This is a genomic window from Pseudomonas sp. B21-015, assembly GCF_024749285.1.
In the GTDB taxonomy this organism is placed as follows: Bacteria; Pseudomonadota; Gammaproteobacteria; order Pseudomonadales; family Pseudomonadaceae; genus Aquipseudomonas.
The window spans coordinates 2,222,507-2,237,941 of sequence record NZ_CP087196.1; the positions used below are offsets into that span (position 1 = coordinate 2,222,507).

11 protein-coding genes are annotated in these 15,435 nt (G+C 60.1%); 9 read left to right on the top strand and 2 right to left on the bottom strand.

Annotation, left to right across the window (positions count from 1 at the left end; genetic code table 11):
• Nucleotides 1–100 precede the first annotated feature (100 nt).
• From LOY38_RS10130 to LOY38_RS10155, 6 genes are all read left to right on the top strand, one after another.
• Nucleotides 101–583 (top strand): sigma-70 family RNA polymerase sigma factor, encoded by a 483-nt coding sequence (locus LOY38_RS10130; protein WP_309475868.1) that lies wholly within the window; start codon nt 101–103, stop codon nt 581–583.
• 130 nt (nt 584–713) lie between these two features.
• Nucleotides 714–2,051, top strand: coding sequence for a lysine N(6)-hydroxylase/L-ornithine N(5)-oxygenase family protein (locus LOY38_RS10135; RefSeq protein WP_258699901.1), 1,338 nt, complete (start codon nt 714–716; stop codon nt 2,049–2,051).
• A 524-nt stretch (nt 2,052–2,575) separates the two neighbouring features.
• Nucleotides 2,576–5,293 carry a magnesium-translocating P-type ATPase gene (gene mgtA / locus LOY38_RS10140; protein WP_258699902.1) on the top strand — a complete coding sequence of 906 codons (2,718 nt, stop codon included), beginning with the start codon at nt 2,576–2,578 and terminating at the stop codon, nt 5,291–5,293.
• A gap of 221 nt (nt 5,294–5,514) precedes the next feature.
• Nucleotides 5,515–5,967: a response regulator gene (locus LOY38_RS10145; protein ID WP_258699903.1), complete on the top strand. Its 453-nt coding sequence runs from the start codon at nt 5,515–5,517 to the stop codon at nt 5,965–5,967.
• Nucleotides 5,968–6,120: 153 nt separating this feature from the next.
• Complete coding sequence (locus tag LOY38_RS10150; protein WP_258699904.1) at nt 6,121–6,741, top strand: response regulator transcription factor; 621 nt, start codon at nt 6,121–6,123, stop codon at nt 6,739–6,741.
• A complete protein-coding gene (locus LOY38_RS10155) occupies nt 6,742–9,972 on the top strand; it encodes a transporter substrate-binding domain-containing protein (RefSeq protein ID WP_258699905.1) in 3,231 nt (1,076 codons plus the stop codon).
• A gap of 3 nt (nt 9,973–9,975) precedes the next feature.
• Here the strand turns inward: LOY38_RS10155 and dkgB are convergent, their stop codons facing one another.
• A complete protein-coding gene (gene dkgB / locus LOY38_RS10160; protein WP_258699906.1) occupies nt 9,976–10,779 on the bottom strand; it encodes a 2,5-didehydrogluconate reductase DkgB in 804 nt (267 codons plus the stop codon).
• Nucleotides 10,780–10,980: 201 nt separating this feature from the next.
• Nucleotides 10,981–11,889, bottom strand: coding sequence for a LysR substrate-binding domain-containing protein (locus LOY38_RS10165; RefSeq protein ID WP_258699907.1), 909 nt, complete (start codon nt 11,887–11,889; stop codon nt 10,981–10,983).
• A 104-nt stretch (nt 11,890–11,993) separates the two neighbouring features.
• Between LOY38_RS10165 and LOY38_RS10170 the strand changes: the two genes are divergently transcribed.
• From LOY38_RS10170 to LOY38_RS10180, 3 genes are all read left to right on the top strand, one after another.
• A complete protein-coding gene (locus LOY38_RS10170) occupies nt 11,994–12,860 on the top strand; it encodes a pirin family protein (RefSeq protein ID WP_258699908.1) in 867 nt (288 codons plus the stop codon).
• 126 nt (nt 12,861–12,986) lie between these two features.
• Nucleotides 12,987–13,613, top strand: coding sequence for an isochorismate family cysteine hydrolase YcaC (ycaC, locus tag LOY38_RS10175; RefSeq protein ID WP_258699909.1), 627 nt, complete (start codon nt 12,987–12,989; stop codon nt 13,611–13,613).
• A gap of 189 nt (nt 13,614–13,802) precedes the next feature.
• Nucleotides 13,803–15,248: a mechanosensitive ion channel domain-containing protein gene (locus tag LOY38_RS10180; RefSeq protein WP_258699910.1), complete on the top strand. Its 1,446-nt coding sequence runs from the start codon at nt 13,803–13,805 to the stop codon at nt 15,246–15,248.
• The last annotated feature ends 187 nt before the right edge of the window (nt 15,249–15,435 follow it).

Below are 15,435 nucleotides of genomic sequence, written 5' to 3' on the forward strand. Positions count from 1 at the left end.
TAAATTACACACTCGAAATCGCCAGCATCGTGCCGCTGCCTACCTGGCGGTCGCGGATCTGGCTCAAGGATAGAAACCGCACCCTCTGCGGCCGGGAGTCATGTTGGAAAACTACTATCGCGAGCTGGTGTGTTTCCTGAACGCCAAGCTAGGCAACCGTCAGGTGGCCGAAGATGTGGTGCATGACGCTTATCTGCGGGTACTGGAGCGTTCCAGCGACACGCCGATCGAGCAACCCCGGGCGTTCCTTTATCGCACCGCGCTCAACCTGGTGATCGACGACCACCGCCGCAATGCCTTGCGTCAGGTCGAATCCCTGGACGTGCTCGACAGCGAAGAGCGCTACTTCATCCCCTCGCCCCACAACAGCCTCGATCACGGTCAGCGCCTGGACATGCTCCAGCGCGCGCTGGCGGAGTTGCCACGGCTGTGTCGCGAGAGTTTTCTGTTGCGCAAGATCGAAGGCTTGTCGCACCCGCAAATCGCCGAGCACCTGGGGATTTCCCGGGCGCTGGTGGAAAAGCACATCGTCAATGCCATGAAGCATTGCCGGGTGCGCATGCGCCAGTGGGATGCTCCTTAATCAGGCCGCGTTAAATTTTTTTTCATTGTCCTCGTTCCTATTCAACAGACGATCTGCTGCCGCCAAAGGCCGGTCAGGTCACCCAGGCTTTATCCCCGCTGCTCCGGGGTTTATCCAGAGGACACTGGAAATGACACAGGCAATTGCATCGCCCATCGTTCACGACCTGATCGGCGTCGGTTTCGGCCCTTCGAACCTGGCCCTGGCCATCGCCCTGCAAGAGCGCGGGCCGAGCCAGGGCGAGCTGGATGTGCTGTTTCTCGACAAGCAGGCGGACTACCGCTGGCACGGCAACACCCTGGTCACCCAGAGCGAACTGCAGATTTCCTTTCTCAAGGATCTGGTGACGCTGCGTAACCCGACCAGCCCGTATTCCTTCGTCAACTACCTCAAGCACCACGGTCGTCTGGTGGACTTCATCAACCTTGGCACCTTCTATCCGTGCCGCATGGAGTACAACGACTACCTGCGTTGGGTCGCCGGGCAATTTACCGAGCAGAGCCGCTACGGCGAGGAAGTGCTGGCTATCGAGCCGGTGTTGCATAACCAGCAGGTCGAGGCACTGCGGGTGATTTCTCGCGATACCCAGGGTTTGCAGCAGGTGCGCACCACCCGTTCGGTGGTGGTCAGTGCTGGCGGTACACCGCGCATTCCCGAAGCGTTCAAGGCGCTCAAGGATGACGCTCGGGTGTTCCACCACTCCCAGTACCTGGAGCGCATGGCCAGGCAGCCATGCGTGAACAACCAACCGATGAGCATCGCGATCATCGGCGGCGGGCAGAGCGCGGCGGAAGCCTTCATCGACCTCAACGACAGCTTCCCGTCGGTGCAGGTGGACATGATCCTGCGTGGCTCGGCCCTGAAGCCGGCCGATGACAGCCCTTTCGTCAACGAAGTGTTCTCGCCGGAGTTCACCGACCTGGTGTTCCAGCAGGCCAGCAGTGAGCGCGAGCGTCTGGTCAACGAGTACCACAACACCAACTATTCGGTGGTGGACATCGACCTGATCGAGCGCATCTATGGCATTTTCTACCGGCAGAAAGTCTCGGGCATCGCGCGCCATGCGTTCCGTACCCTGACCACCGTTGAAAAAGCCACCGCCACCGAGCGCGGTATCGAGCTGGCGGTGCGCAACAACGCCACCGGTGAAATCACGGTTCGCCATTACGACGCTGTGGTGCTGGCCACCGGTTACGAGCGCCAGATGCACCGCAAACTGCTGGCGCCTCTGGAACAGTACCTGGGCGATTTCGAGGTCGATCGCAACTACAAGCTGATCACTGACGAGCGTTGCAAGGCCGGCATCTACATGCAGGGCTTCTGCCAGGCCAGCCACGGCTTGAGCGACACCTTGCTGTCGATCCTGCCGATCCGTGCCGATGAAATTGCCGGCTCGCTGTATGACCATGGCAGGTCGCGTGGGCAGGGGCGGTCGGTGATGGATGTGTTGTTGGCGACTGCCAGCTGAGATTTGTTGCGGCTGTAAGGGCCGCCATCGCGAGCAGGCTCGCTCCCACATTTGATCGTTGTCTTACACAAACTCTGTGTTCACTGAAGATCCACTGTGGGAGCGAGCCTGCTCGCGAAGGAGCCCGAAAGAGTCCCACAAATCTTGAATCCTGAACACTTCCTGAAGAACCCCGCGATTCCCCCATCACACGCCTTTGCAGCGTTTACTCTCTAGAAATCGCGGCGTAAGCTTCGCGCGTTTTCATCAATAGCGGAGACCCACAGTGGGTACTTGTTCGAGTGACAGTTGTCGGCCGGTCTCGGTAACCGGCATTTTCCCGGCAAGATAACGCGCAGCCTTTTGTGCCGTTATCTCGCCGGAAAGCGAGTAGCGGCATCCCGATCGTGGCCGGTTTTCGGCCCGACTCCCGACGTCCCTCTCATCGACGCTCAACCGCGTGTAATGTTCGACTCCGTGTCGTCATCGCAGCGCCTCGACACGCCTGCTCGACGGTTTCCCGGCTGACCCTGGGGGGCACTGCCATGAACCTTACCTTGCTCAAAGAATTCTTCGCCGGATTCCTGCGTACCCGCCATATCGGCAGGCACTTCCGCCGGTTGGCGTTGCTGGAAAGCTTCACTGACACCACGGTCAGTCGTGAAGTCCCGCCGACGCTTGCGCAAACCCTGGTCGTCGCCGCCAACAGCGACACCGGCCAATTGCTGGACACCCTCGGCAGCCACCCTGACGGCCTGAGTGAACCCGAGGCCGATGCGCTGCGCGAACAATACGGCCTCAATGAAGTCGAGCACGAGCAACCGCTGCCGTGGTGGACGCACCTGTGGCACTGCTACAAAAATCCGTTCAACCTGCTGCTGACCTTGCTGGCGGTCATCTCCTGGCTGACCGAAGACCTGAAAGCCGCCATCGTGATTTTCTCGATGGTGGTGCTCTCGACCTTGCTGCGTTTCTGGCAGGAAACCAAATCCAACCAGGCCGCCGACGCCCTCAAGGCGATGGTCAGCAACACCGCCACGGTGATGCGTCGGGAGGTGGCGGACAACGGTGCGCAACGCCTCGAACTGCCGATCAAACAACTGGTGCCGGGCGACCTGATCGTGCTCTCGGCCGGTGACATGATTCCCGCCGATTGCCGGGTACTCAACGCCAAGGACCTGTTCGTCAGCCAGGCTGCGATGACCGGTGAATCGATGCCGGTGGAGAAATTTCCCCGCCAGCAGGACAACGACACCCACAACCCGCTGGACCTCGACAACATTCTGTTCATGGGCACCAACGTGGTGTCCGGCACAGCGATGGCGCTGATTCTCACCACTGGCAACAACACCTATTTCGGTGCGCTGGCGCAACGGGTCGGTGCCACCGATCGCGCGCCGACCTCGTTCCAGACCGGGGTCAACAAAGTCAGCTGGTTGCTGATCCGCTTCATGTTCGTCATGGCGCCGCTGGTGCTGTTCATCAACGGCTTCACCAAGGGTGACTGGACCGAAGCGTTGCTGTTCGCGCTGTCGATCGCCGTGGGCCTGCCCCCGGAAATGCTGCCGATGATTGTCACCTCGACCCTGGCCAAGGGCGCGGTGTTCCTGTCGCGCAAAAAAGTCATCGTCAAACGCCTCGACGCGATCCAGAACTTCGGCGCCATGGACGTGCTGTGCACCGACAAGACCGGCACGCTGACCCAGGACAAAATCTTCCTCGCCCGCAACGTCGATGTCTGGGGCAACGATTCCGATGACGTGCTGGAAATGGCCTACCTCAACAGCTACTACCAGACCGGCTTGAAAAACCTGCTGGACGTGGCGGTGCTGGAGCACGTGGAAATCCACCGTGAGCTGAAAGTCGGCACGGCGTTTCGCAAGGTCGACGAGATTCCATTTGATTTCACCCGTCGGCGCATGTCGGTGGTGGTGGCCGAGCGTGACCAGCCGCACCTGCTGATCTGCAAAGGCGCGGTGGATGAAGTGCTGGCGGTGTGCACCCGAGTGCGCCACGGCGATGCCGACGAGGCGCTGAGCGATGAATTGCTGGCGCGGATTCGTCAGGTCACTGCCACCTTCAATGCCGAAGGTCTGCGTGTCGTTGCCGTTGCAGCGCGGCCGATGATCGCGGGGCGCGACACTTACAGCCTGGCCGATGAACAGGCACTGACGTTGATCGGCTACGTGGCTTTCCTCGACCCACCGAAGGAAAGCACCGCGCCAGCGCTCAAGGCCTTGGCCGCCCACGGTGTGGCAGTGAAAGTGCTGACCGGCGACAACGAACTGGTGACCGCGAAAATCTGCCGCGAAGTCGGGCTGGAGCAGCAAGGCCTGCTGATGGGCAACGACATCGAACGCATGAGCGACGCCGAACTGGCGGTGGCGGTGGAGGCCACCAACGTCTTCGCCAAACTCACGCCGTCGCACAAGGAACGTATCGTCCGTCTGCTCAAGGGTAACGGCCATGTGGTCGGCTTCATGGGCGACGGCATCAACGATGCACCGGCGTTGCGCACTGCTGACATCGGTATTTCGGTGGACAGCGCGGTGGACATCGCCAAGGAAGCGGCGGATATCATCCTTCTGGAAAAGAGCCTGATGGTGCTGGAGGAGGGCGTGCTGGAAGGGCGACGGACCTTCGCCAACATGCTCAAGTACATCAAAATGACCGCCAGCTCGAACTTCGGCAACGTGTTCTCGGTGCTGGTGGCCAGTGCGTTCATTCCGTTTCTGCCAATGCTGCCGATGCACCTGCTGGTGCAGAACCTGCTCTACGACATTTCGCAGATTGCCATCCCGTTCGATAACGTCGATGAAGAAATGCTGAAACAACCACAACGCTGGCAGCCGGCGGACGTCGGGCGCTTCATGCTGTTTTTCGGCCCGATCAGTTCGATCTTCGACATCAGCACCTTTGCCTTGATGTGGTACGTGTTCGATGCCAATACCCCGGACCACCAGACCCTGTTCCAGTCCGGCTGGTTCGTGGTCGGGCTGCTGACCCAGACGCTGATCGTGCACATGATCCGCACGCCGAAGGTCCCGTTCCTGCAAAGCCGCGCTGCCATGCCGTTGCTGGTGATGACCGGCGTGATCATGGCCGTGGGCATCTTCCTGCCGATGGGGCCGCTGGCGCATTACTTCAAACTGCAGGCGTTGCCGTCGCTGTATTTCGTGTTCCTGCCGGTGATTCTGCTGGCGTACATGGCGCTGACCCAAGCGGTGAAAGGGTTCTACATCCGGCGGTTTGGTTGGCAGTAATGCTGCCAAACGCAGGAGCTGCCGAAGGCTGCGATCTCTTGATCTTGCTTTAATAAAAATCAAAAGATCGCAGGCTGCGCCAGCTCCTACACAGGCTGTGATCTTTTGATCGTCAAGTCGAACAGAGGCACTCATTTTTTAGGAAAAGTCCTACAGAAAGCACGACAAGTCTTCCGTAGCCTTGCCCCACCACGAATCTGTCACCCTTCAGGGGCCCCACTTTGCCGAACAAAGCCTTGCGTATCCTGATCGCCGACGAGCAGCATTTTCACCGGATGAAAACCGAGCGGTTGTTCAACCAGCTCGGTTATCACCGGGTGGCTCCGGTGCAAAGCCTTGTGGAAATGCTGACCCTGGTCGAATACGGTTGCGAACCGTTCGATCTGGTGCTCATCAATGCCTCGTTGGCGGGTGGGGCGCTGGACCTGTTCGGGTTCTTCCTCGATAACCGTCAGGTTCATCACGCCTTGATCTACGATGGCCGGCGGGCACAGTTGCCGCCGGTTTCTGCCGCCGCCGGTTTTCCACAGAAGGTTCAGCAGAGGGTTCAGGTAAGCCACGCAGCGCAGCCGGATCTTGCGTCCATTCAACGGCTGATGGCGCTCATCGATTCGCCTGTATGTGAAGCCGCACCGTCCCCGGATCACGAGTGGAATCGACAACGGATCGGTTGATTCCGGGGCTACCGTTCGTCTGAACTGTCATTTCTGACAGGTATATTCTTCCTGCCTCCCATGCCACAGTCGTTGGGTAGCCGTTGCGTCCGGTCCGTCGTTATCCGGAGCGTATTCGTGCGCAATCGTCGAGTCTTTGCACAGGGAGTTGTCATGAAGTCAGTGCTGATTGTGGACGATCATCCGGTGGTACGCGCCGCAGTCAAAATCGTACTGGAGAAGGAGGGTTTCAAACGAATTTACGAGGCCTCCAGCGGTAGCGAGGTGTTGTCGATGCTCCGTGAGCATTCACCCGATCTGGTGGTGCTGGATCTGGTCATGCCCGAAGGTGACGGGCTGGATGTGCTGGAGCGGATCAAGGCCAGTGACTTGCCGTGCCTGGTGCTGGTGTTCACGTCGCTGGACCCGCAGTTTTTTCAGGATCGTTGCATGCGCGCCGGGGCCATGGCGTATGTCGCCAAGAGCAACGTCCTGAGTCAGTTGCAAAAAGCCGTGCATGCGGTCATGACCGGCTACACCTTTTTCGCCCGGCTGCCTTCGGGATCGCAAGACCCCCTGCAATACAGCGAAAAACAGATGGTCGACAAACTCTCCAACCGTGAGCTGACCATCCTGCGGGATTTGGCCCTGGGCATGCCCAACAAGACAATCGCCGAGCATCGGCATTTGAGTGTCAAGACCGTCAGTACCTACAAACACCGATTGATCGAAAAACTGGGGCTGAGCGCAGCGGTGCACCTGCGGGATTTCGCCAAGCGCAATCATCTGATCTGAGTGAGCCCGACCGTGCGCATCTTTCTGATGGCCTTGATGCTGTGCCTTGTGATTCAGGTTCCGCCGGCGCTGGCCGACGAACCGCAGCGGTTGTATCTGCTGGGGCGCTCCACAGTGGAGGGTTTTGAGGTCAAGCTGGATGAAAAGGACTGGCAATGGCTACGCGATAAACGGGTCCTGCGCCTCGGGGTGACGGGGCCGGACTATCCTCCGTTCGAGGTGACGCGCCACCGCGATGAGCTGGAGGGCATCACGGCCGATTACGCCGAGCTGCTGGGGCAACTGCTGCACGTCAAGATCGACGTGCTGCGCTATGCCACTCGTGAAGCCGCCATGGATGCCCTCAAACGCCATGAGCTGGATCTGCTCGGAACATCGAACAACTTCGAGGCGGCCGACCCCGCGCTTACCCGGTCTCGAGCCTATGCCGAAGATCAGCCGATGCTGGTCACCCGAGTGGACGAGCGAATGCCCGTCGACCTGGCCGGTAAACGTATCGCCATGGTCGAAGACTATCTGCCGGCCCAGACGGTCAAGACCTTCTATCCCGACGCGACCTTGCAGCGCTACCCCTCGGCACTCGATGCGCTCGGCGCGGTGGCATTCGGGCCAGACGATGTGTACCTGGGGGACTTTATCAGTGCCAATTACCTGATCAACAACAACTACCTTAATAATGTTCATCTGACGGGGCCTTCCGGTCTGGATGCCAATCCGTTCGGCTTCGCTTTGGCGGCGGATAACCCGCGTCTCAAAGGCATCATCGACAGGGCTCTGGCGGCGATTCCCATGGACCAGCGCTCGGTCATCACGTTGCGCTGGAGTGCTGGCAGGGCCAGTACGGCGGGGCAGCAACAGGTGCGTCTGAGCGCCAGTGAACAACGCTGGCTGGACCGGCATCCGACGGTCACTGTCGGCGCGATCGACGACTTTGCCCCGCTGACGTTCTACGATGCCCAGGGCCGGCTCAGCGGGTTGACCGCGCAGTTGCTGACGCTGATCAGCCAGCGCAGCGGGTTGACCTTTGAGGTGCAACGCGGCCACTCGCTGGACCGGCAAATCGAGCAACTCCAGGACGGTGAGATCGACCTGTTGCCCGTGGTCACGCCCAGTGTCGAACGTGAAGAAACGTTGCTCTTTACCCGTGCCTACCTCAGCAATCCGTTTGTGCTGGTCAGTGCAACGACCCAGGGTAGCCCCAGGATGCTGGATGATCTGGCTGGTAAGCGCCTGGCGATTTATCGCGGTCATCCGTTGTTCGGGTTCATCCAGGCCCAGGCGCCGCAGGTGCGCCTGGTCGAGGTGCAAAGCCCGGCCGAGGGCATGGAGTGGGTGATCGAGGGGCAGGCTGACGCGACGCTCAGTTCATTGATCGTCGCCCGTTACCTGATCGCCCGGCAGTATCGCGAGCGTCTGCGCGTCAGCAGCACCGTAGGCGATCAACCCGCCCACATCGCCTTGGCCACCGCCCGCGATGCGCTGGAGTTGCACTCGATTCTGAACAAGGCATTGCTGAGCATTTCGCCTCAGGAAATGGACGATCTGGTGACGCGCTGGAGCCACGATGTGGTGGTGGATGACAGCTATTGGCTGCGTCATCGCCAGGGCATTCTTCAGGCGTTTGCCGTGGCTGGCGTCTTGCTGTTGCTCGCCCTGGGCTGGATCGCCTGGCAGCGTCGGCAGATCCGCCAGCGCCAGCAATGGTTGCAGCAATTGCAGGACGCCAAGGATCTGGCGGACGATGCCAACCGTGCCAAAACGACCTTTCTGGCGACCATGAGTCATGAGATACGCACGCCGATGAGCGCCCTGATCGGCATGCTCGAACTGGCGCTGAAGCGTGCGGATGAGGGGGTCACCGACCGTTGCGCCATTGAGGTGGCGTCCAGTGCCGCACAACAATTGCTGGCGCTGATCGGCGACATTCTGGATATCGCGCGTATCGAGTCCGGGCATTTATCCCTGATCCCTGAACGGGCCAATCTGCGGGCGCTGGTGGCGTCGGTGTGTCGGGTTTTCGACGGCCTTGCACGGCAGAACGAGCTGGCGTGGCGAATCGATCTGGACGAACACAGCGACTGCGAGGTGTTGATCGATCCCACACGCTTCAAGCAGGTGCTGTCCAATCTGCTGAGCAACGCCATCAAATTCACCCGAGAGGGCGAGGTGAGCCTGACACTGCGGGTGGCGCCCGTTGCGTCGGGGCAGCTGGCGGTCAACGTGCGCATTGAAGACACCGGCATTGGCATCAGTGCTGTCGACCGGCAACGGCTGTTCAGCCCGTTCATCCAGGCTGATAACGGCCGACAATCAGCTCGAAGCGGTTCTGGCCTGGGGTTGGTGATCAGCCGCACCCTGTGCGAAATGATGGGTGGCCGCTTGCAACTCGACAGCGTCCTCGGACAAGGCACGCAGGTTGATATCAACCTTGAGCTGATCGCGTTGCAACCGTTGCCTTCCAGTGTGGGGAGCAATATCGGGTTGCAGGCGCCGACGCGGCCACTGACGATTCTGGTGGTTGACGATCACCCGGCCAATCGATTGTTGCTTTCACGGCAGCTGAGCCACTTGGGGCATCGTGTTCTGGAGGCTGAAGAGGGCGCGCGGGGGCTTGAGCTGTGGCGCGAACATGAGTTCGATCTGGTCGTTACCGACTGCCACATGCCGAGGCTCAGTGGTTATGAGCTGGCCGGTGCCATACGCGATGAAGAGCGTGCCCAACGCTTGCCGCCGACGCTGATTCTGGGGTTTACCGCCAATGCGCAGCCCGAGGAGAAGCTGCGCTGTCTGGAGTCGGGCATGGACGACTGCCTGTTCAAACCCATCCTGCTAGCGGATTTGAACGCTTGGCTGGCGTCCAGGTTTGCCAGTCAGGTGCCAGAACCTATTGAGGAACCCTCAACGCCGGAAATGGACCTCAGTGGCTTGGAGCAATACGTCGGTGCGGACCGTACGTTGATTGATTGTCTGGTGCGCGAACTGACGGTGACCAACCGGGTGGATCGGGATGATCTGCTCCAGGCGCACGCCAGTGGCAATCGCCCAGGCCTGCAAGAACTGGCGCACCGCATCAAGGGCGGTGCGCGCATGGTTCGGGCGCAGCGCTTGATCGAGCATTGCGAGCAACTGGAGCGTGTCATCGACGTGGGGGATTCGGCGCTGCTCGACGAAGCTGTCGATCGATTGCAGCTCGCGATGTCAGTGCTGGATAAGCACTTGAGCCAGGGTTGAAACTCAATCCCACTGCGGCGCAATACCCTTGGGGCTGGTCAGCCGCAGGCCGCGATCCAGGCCCGCGATCAGCGCCATGTCGGCGTCGCTCAGGGTCAGGGTGCAGGCGTGCAAATTGCTTTGCAGGTTGGCGTGTTTGGTGGAAGAGGGGATCACCGCGTACCCCAGTTGCATGGCCCAGGCCAGGGTGACCTGGGCCGGTGTTGCCTGAAGGCGATCGGCGATCTGCAAAATGACCGGATCCTTCAGCACTTCGCCGTAGGCCAGGGTCATGTAAGAGGTGATCTGGATGCCCTGGCGTTGAGCGAATTCGACGACCTTGCGGTTTTGCAGGTACGGGTGCAGCTCGATCTGGTTGGTGGCGATGTTCTCGGCGCCAATCGCGGCAATGGCCTGCTGCATCAGGTCGACCGTGAAGTTGGACACGCCGATCTGCCGGGTCAGGCCCAGTCGTTTGGCTTCGAGCAGCGCGTTCATGAATTCTTCGACCGGCACCTGATCTTCCGGCGACGGCCAGTGGATCAGCGTCAGGTCCAGGTAATCGGTTTGCAGTTTGTTCAGGCTCTCTTTGAGGCTGTCGATCAACCGGTCTTTGGCAAAGTTGGCGACCCAGATTTTGCTGGTAATGAACAACGCTTCACGGGCAATGCCGCTGGCGGCGATGGCTTGGCCGACTTCGGCTTCGTTTTCGTAGATTTGCGCGGTGTCGACGACCCGGTAGCCCAGTTCAAGACCGGTGCTCACCGAATCGATGACCACCTGGCCTTGCAGGCGAAACGTACCAAGACCGAATGCAGGGATAGACATCAATGACTCCAGGGGTTGCAGTGGGAACAGGCGGGAGTATCCCCGGCCGGACCCTTGAGAAAAACCGCTGGATCGGCAAAGCACTGTTTACCGTAAGTCATGAATGGGTGAGGGTTCAGTGGCATTGATGGTGTGTGGTCTTACGCCTTCGCGGGCTTGCTCGCGAAAGGCGCGACTCGGTGTCGGAATTTAACCCCGCCCCTAAGCCATATCGCTGTGGCTGAATTCCTCGCCCAGAAAGTCGATCAAGGTACGAACCGACGGCAGCAACCCGCGTCGTGAAGGGAAGATCGCATGCACGATCCCGCACTTGGGTGTCCAGCCCGGCACCAGTTCCACCAGCCGACCGGCGGCAATCTCATCACGCACCACCACTTTGGGCAGGTGGGCGATGCCGACCCCGGCGAGCACCGCGTGACGCAAGGCCAGCAAGTCGTCGGTGACCATTCGCGGGGTATGACGAATCAGCGCGCTGGCACCGTCGGCGCCGAACAACTCCCACTGATATTCACGCTGCGCGCCACCCCAATGCAGGCTCGGCAGACCGCTGAGGTCGGCCGGCGTGGGCGGTGACGACAAGCGCTGCACAAGCGCGGGAATGCCCACCAGGCATTGGGTGCTGTTGCCCAGCACTTTCATCACCATGTCGGTGTTTTCCAACGGCGGAAAACGCACCCGCAGAGCGATGTCGAACCCCTCGTGGATCAGATCGACCCGGCGGTTGGTGCTTTCGATGAACAACTCGACCAACGGGTACTTGAGCATGTAACGGGTCAGCATCGGCCCGACCCAGGTGTTCAACAGCGCGGTGGGGCAACTGATGCGCACCAGGCCCTGGGGTTCGGAACGGTTGCGTTCGATCAGCTCGGCGGCACTTTCGGCTTCCACCCGCATGGCCAGGCAACGCTGGTAATAAGCCTGGCCGATTTCGGTCAACGAGCAATGCCGGCTGGTGCGGTGCAGCAGCCGCACACCGAGGCGTTCTTCGAGCTCGGCAATGCGTCGGCTGAGCTTGGATTTGGGCATGTCCAGCGCGCGCCCGGCCGGGGCGAAACCGCGGTGTTCCACCACTTGGGTGAAGTAGTAAAGGGTATTGAGGTCTTCCACCATCGTTCTCCAAATAGAACGCTAAGGCTGATTTTTGCAGTCTAGCGCACCAAGTGCCGCGGTTTTAAGCTTTGTTCATCGCGCTACACAACAGTTTCGGAGGAAAGATGAAAAACATCATCGGTATCTACACCAGCCCACGAGCCCATTGGGTCGGCGACGGTTTTCCGGTTCGCACGCTGTTTTCCTACGACAACCTGGGCAAACACATCAGCCCGTTCCTGCTGCTGGATCACGCCGGTCCCGCCGAATTCACCCCCACCACCGAGCGTCGTGGCGTCGGCCAGCACCCGCATCGCGGTTTCGAAACGGTGACCATCGTCTACAGGGGCGAGCTGGAGCACCGCGACTCCACCGGCAGCGGCGGCAAGATCGGCCCCGGCGACGTGCAATGGATGACCGCGGCCTCGGGGATTCTCCATGAAGAATTCCACTCCGAAGGTTTCGCCAAAACCGGCGGCACGCTGGAAATGGTTCAACTGTGGGTCAACCTGCCGGCCAGGGACAAGATGGCCGCCCCCGGTTACCAGACGATTGTCGACGGTGACATCCCGAGCCTCCCGCTCAAGAACAACGCTGGCAGCCTGCGTTTGATTGCCGGTGAGTTCGACGGCCATCGCGGCCCGGCGCGGACCTTCACGCCGATCGACGTGTGGGATGTTCGCTTGAACGCCGGCAAGTTGCTGACCCTGGATCTGCACGAAGGGCGCAACACGGCACTGGTGGTGCTGCGTGGCACGGTTCAGGTCAACCAAAAGGAACGGGTGCGTGAAGGGCAGTTGGCACTGTTCGAGCGCGACGGCGATCAGCTCAGCCTGGAAGCCAGTTACGACGCCGTGGTGTTGCTGCTCAGCGGCGAGCCGATCGACGAACCCATCGTCGGCCACGGCCCGTTCGTGATGAACAGCGAGCAGGAGATTCATCAGGCCTTCGCCGACTTCCAGTCCGGTCGGTTCGGCCGGATGAGCGGCTGAAATCATTGTTGTAAGGCTGTGGCGTGCCGGGCTTGACTCACTACGCTTGCTTGGCCGCGGTTTAACGAAAAATCAGTGTTCACTCACGCCGGCCCGTTCGGCATCGATAAAAAGCGAGGATTACCCATGACTACTTCCTACAAACGTCTCGACAAGGATAACGCCGCCGTTCTGCTGGTCGATCACCAGGCGGGTCTGCTTTCTCTGGTGCGCGACATCGATCCGGACCGTTTCAAGAACAACGTGCTGGCCCTGGCCGACCTGGCCAAATACTTCAAGCTGCCAACAATTCTGACCACCAGTTTCGAAACCGGTCCTAACGGCCCGCTGATGCCGGAACTCAAGGCGTTGTTCCCGGATGCGCCGTACATCGCTCGCCCTGGTCAGATCAATGCCTGGGACAACGAAGACTTCGTCAAGGCGATCAAGGCCACCGGCAAGAAACAGCTGATCATCGCCGGTGTGGTGACTGAGGTGTGCGTGGCGTTCCCGGCGCTGTCGGCCCTGGCCGAAGGCTTTGAAGTGTTCGTGGTGACCGACGCCTCCGGAACGTTCAACGAACTGACCCGTCAATCGGCGTGGGACCGCATGTCGTCGGCCGGCGCCCAGTTGATGACCTGGTTCGGCCTGGCCTGTGAACTGCATCGCGACTGGCGCAACGACGTGGAAGGTCTGGCGACCCTGTTCTCCAACCACATCCCGGACTACCGCAACCTGATGACCAGCTACAACACCCTGACTAACAGCAAGTAAACCCTGGCAGCACATACACACATAACTTGTGGGAGCGGGCTTGCCCGCGATAGCGGTCGATCAGTCAACATCCCGGTGACTGATCAATTGCCATCGCGGGCAAGCCCGCTCCCACAGTGTTTTGTGGTGTTCTGAAGACATCAAATCCTCCTACACTGTGCCCATCCGTACTATTGCTGGAGTCGCTCGATGCTGTCACTGCTCACCGAACACCCATTGATCAGCGCATTGATTCTGATCCTGATCGATCTGGGATTGTGGCGTTTGATCGCGGCCAGCGGCAGCAACTGGAAACTGGCGGTGCGGGTGGTGATTTTCGCGCTGTTCAGCATGCTGCTGTTCAACGAAGGCATGAACCCCATGGAGACGGCGCCCTGGGTCGACAACGTCCCGCTGCATCTGGCGGCCACCGGTTTGCAGATTGGCTGGTGGCTGTTTGGCGCGCGCACTCTGACGGTGCTGATCGGTGCGGTGATGATGCAACGGGTCGGGCACACCGGGCGCTTGCTGCAGGATTTGCTTGGCGCGGTGATCTTCCTGATCGCGATTATCGCCGCCCTCGCGTATGTACTCGATCTGCCGGTCAAGGGCGTGCTGGCAACGTCCGGCGCGTTGGCAATCATCGTCGGCCTGGCCTTGCAAAGTACCCTCAGCGACGTGTTTTCCGGGATCGTCCTCAACACCACCAAACCCTATCAACTCGATGACTGGATCTCCATCGACGGCACCGAAGGCCGGGTCATCGACATCGACTGGCGCGCGACGCGCCTGCAAACGGCCCAGGGCAGCATGGCGGTGATCCCCAACTCCCTGGCCGCCAAGGCCAAGCTCATCAACTTCAGCCGGCCCAGTGACATTTTCGGCGTCTCCATCAGCTTGCAACTGAGCCCGCACGCACGTCCGCAAACGGTGATCGACGCGCTGGAACGGGCGATGCAAGGATGCCGCTATCTATTGAATAAACCGGCGCCGTGCGTAGCGTTGAAAGGCTCCAGCGCCACGGGCGTGGAATACGAAATCAGTGGTTTCGTCGTCTCGATGGACCAGAAACGCATGGTCCGCAATCTGCTGTTCGACCTGGCGTTCCGGCACTTGCAGGCCAGCGGTGTCAGCCTGTTGTCGAACGTCGAACCGAATGCACCTGCCAACCTGTCGCGGCCACGGGCATTGCTGGACGCCTCGAACATTTTCTCGACCCTGCGTCAGGAAGAGAAAGAAACCTTCAGCCAGAACATGACACTGCAAACTTTCCGCCCCGGTGAAATGATCCTGCCGGCGGGGGAGGTCAGCGATCATTTGTTCATCATCGAATCAGGCGTTGTGTCGGTGGAGCTGAGTCGTGGCGGGGTCAAGTTCGAAACCGGGCGCATGGGGCCGGGAGAGGTGATCGGCGAGGGAGGGATTTTGTCCGATACGGCGATGCCGGCGGACTTTAGCGCCAAGACGGTCTGCACGTTGTACCGGATCGAGAGGGAATACCTCCAACCATGCCTGGATGCGCGGCATGACATCGGCGAAGCGATGAAGGCGTTGCTGGATTTCCGCTTGAACAAGGCTCAGACGCTGATTCAGGAAACACCCAAGGTGGTGGAGAAGAAGGGGTTTTTGCAGTGGTTGCGCCAGCGTAGCGGCTGATGTGTTGGTGGCCTGTTCCGGCCCTTTGCGAGCAGGCTCGCTCCCGCCTGGATTGCGCGTTATTTACTCGTTGTTAATCAGCGAATCTTCCTACATCCATTTCCACCTTTCCCGACTTCTTTCCTGATCGATCCCCCGCACAGTCCCCGCGCCTAATTTTCTGCGCGAGGGATTGCTCATGTTCGAC

Bases quoted from the DNA above. Each gene is read 5' to 3' on its own strand.
- LOY38_RS10170 (WP_258699908.1), top strand. From the start codon at position 11,994: ATGAAAAACATCATCGGTATCTACACCAGCCCACGAGCCCATTGGGTC.
- LOY38_RS10150 (WP_258699904.1), top strand. From the start codon at position 6,121: ATGAAGTCAGTGCTGATTGTGGACGATCATCCGGTGGTACGCGCCGCA.
- mgtA (WP_258699902.1), top strand. From the start codon at position 2,576: ATGAACCTTACCTTGCTCAAAGAATTCTTCGCCGGATTCCTGCGTACC.
- ycaC (WP_258699909.1), top strand. From the start codon at position 12,987: ATGACTACTTCCTACAAACGTCTCGACAAGGATAACGCCGCCGTTCTG.
- LOY38_RS10180 (WP_258699910.1), top strand. From the start codon at position 13,803: ATGCTGTCACTGCTCACCGAACACCCATTGATCAGCGCATTGATTCTG.
- LOY38_RS10135 (WP_258699901.1), top strand. From the start codon at position 714: ATGACACAGGCAATTGCATCGCCCATCGTTCACGACCTGATCGGCGTC.
- LOY38_RS10165 (WP_258699907.1), bottom strand. From the start codon at position 11,889: ATGGTGGAAGACCTCAATACCCTTTACTACTTCACCCAAGTGGTGGAA.
- LOY38_RS10130 (WP_309475868.1), top strand. From the start codon at position 101: ATGTTGGAAAACTACTATCGCGAGCTGGTGTGTTTCCTGAACGCCAAG.
- dkgB (WP_258699906.1), bottom strand. From the start codon at position 10,779: ATGTCTATCCCTGCATTCGGTCTTGGTACGTTTCGCCTGCAAGGCCAG.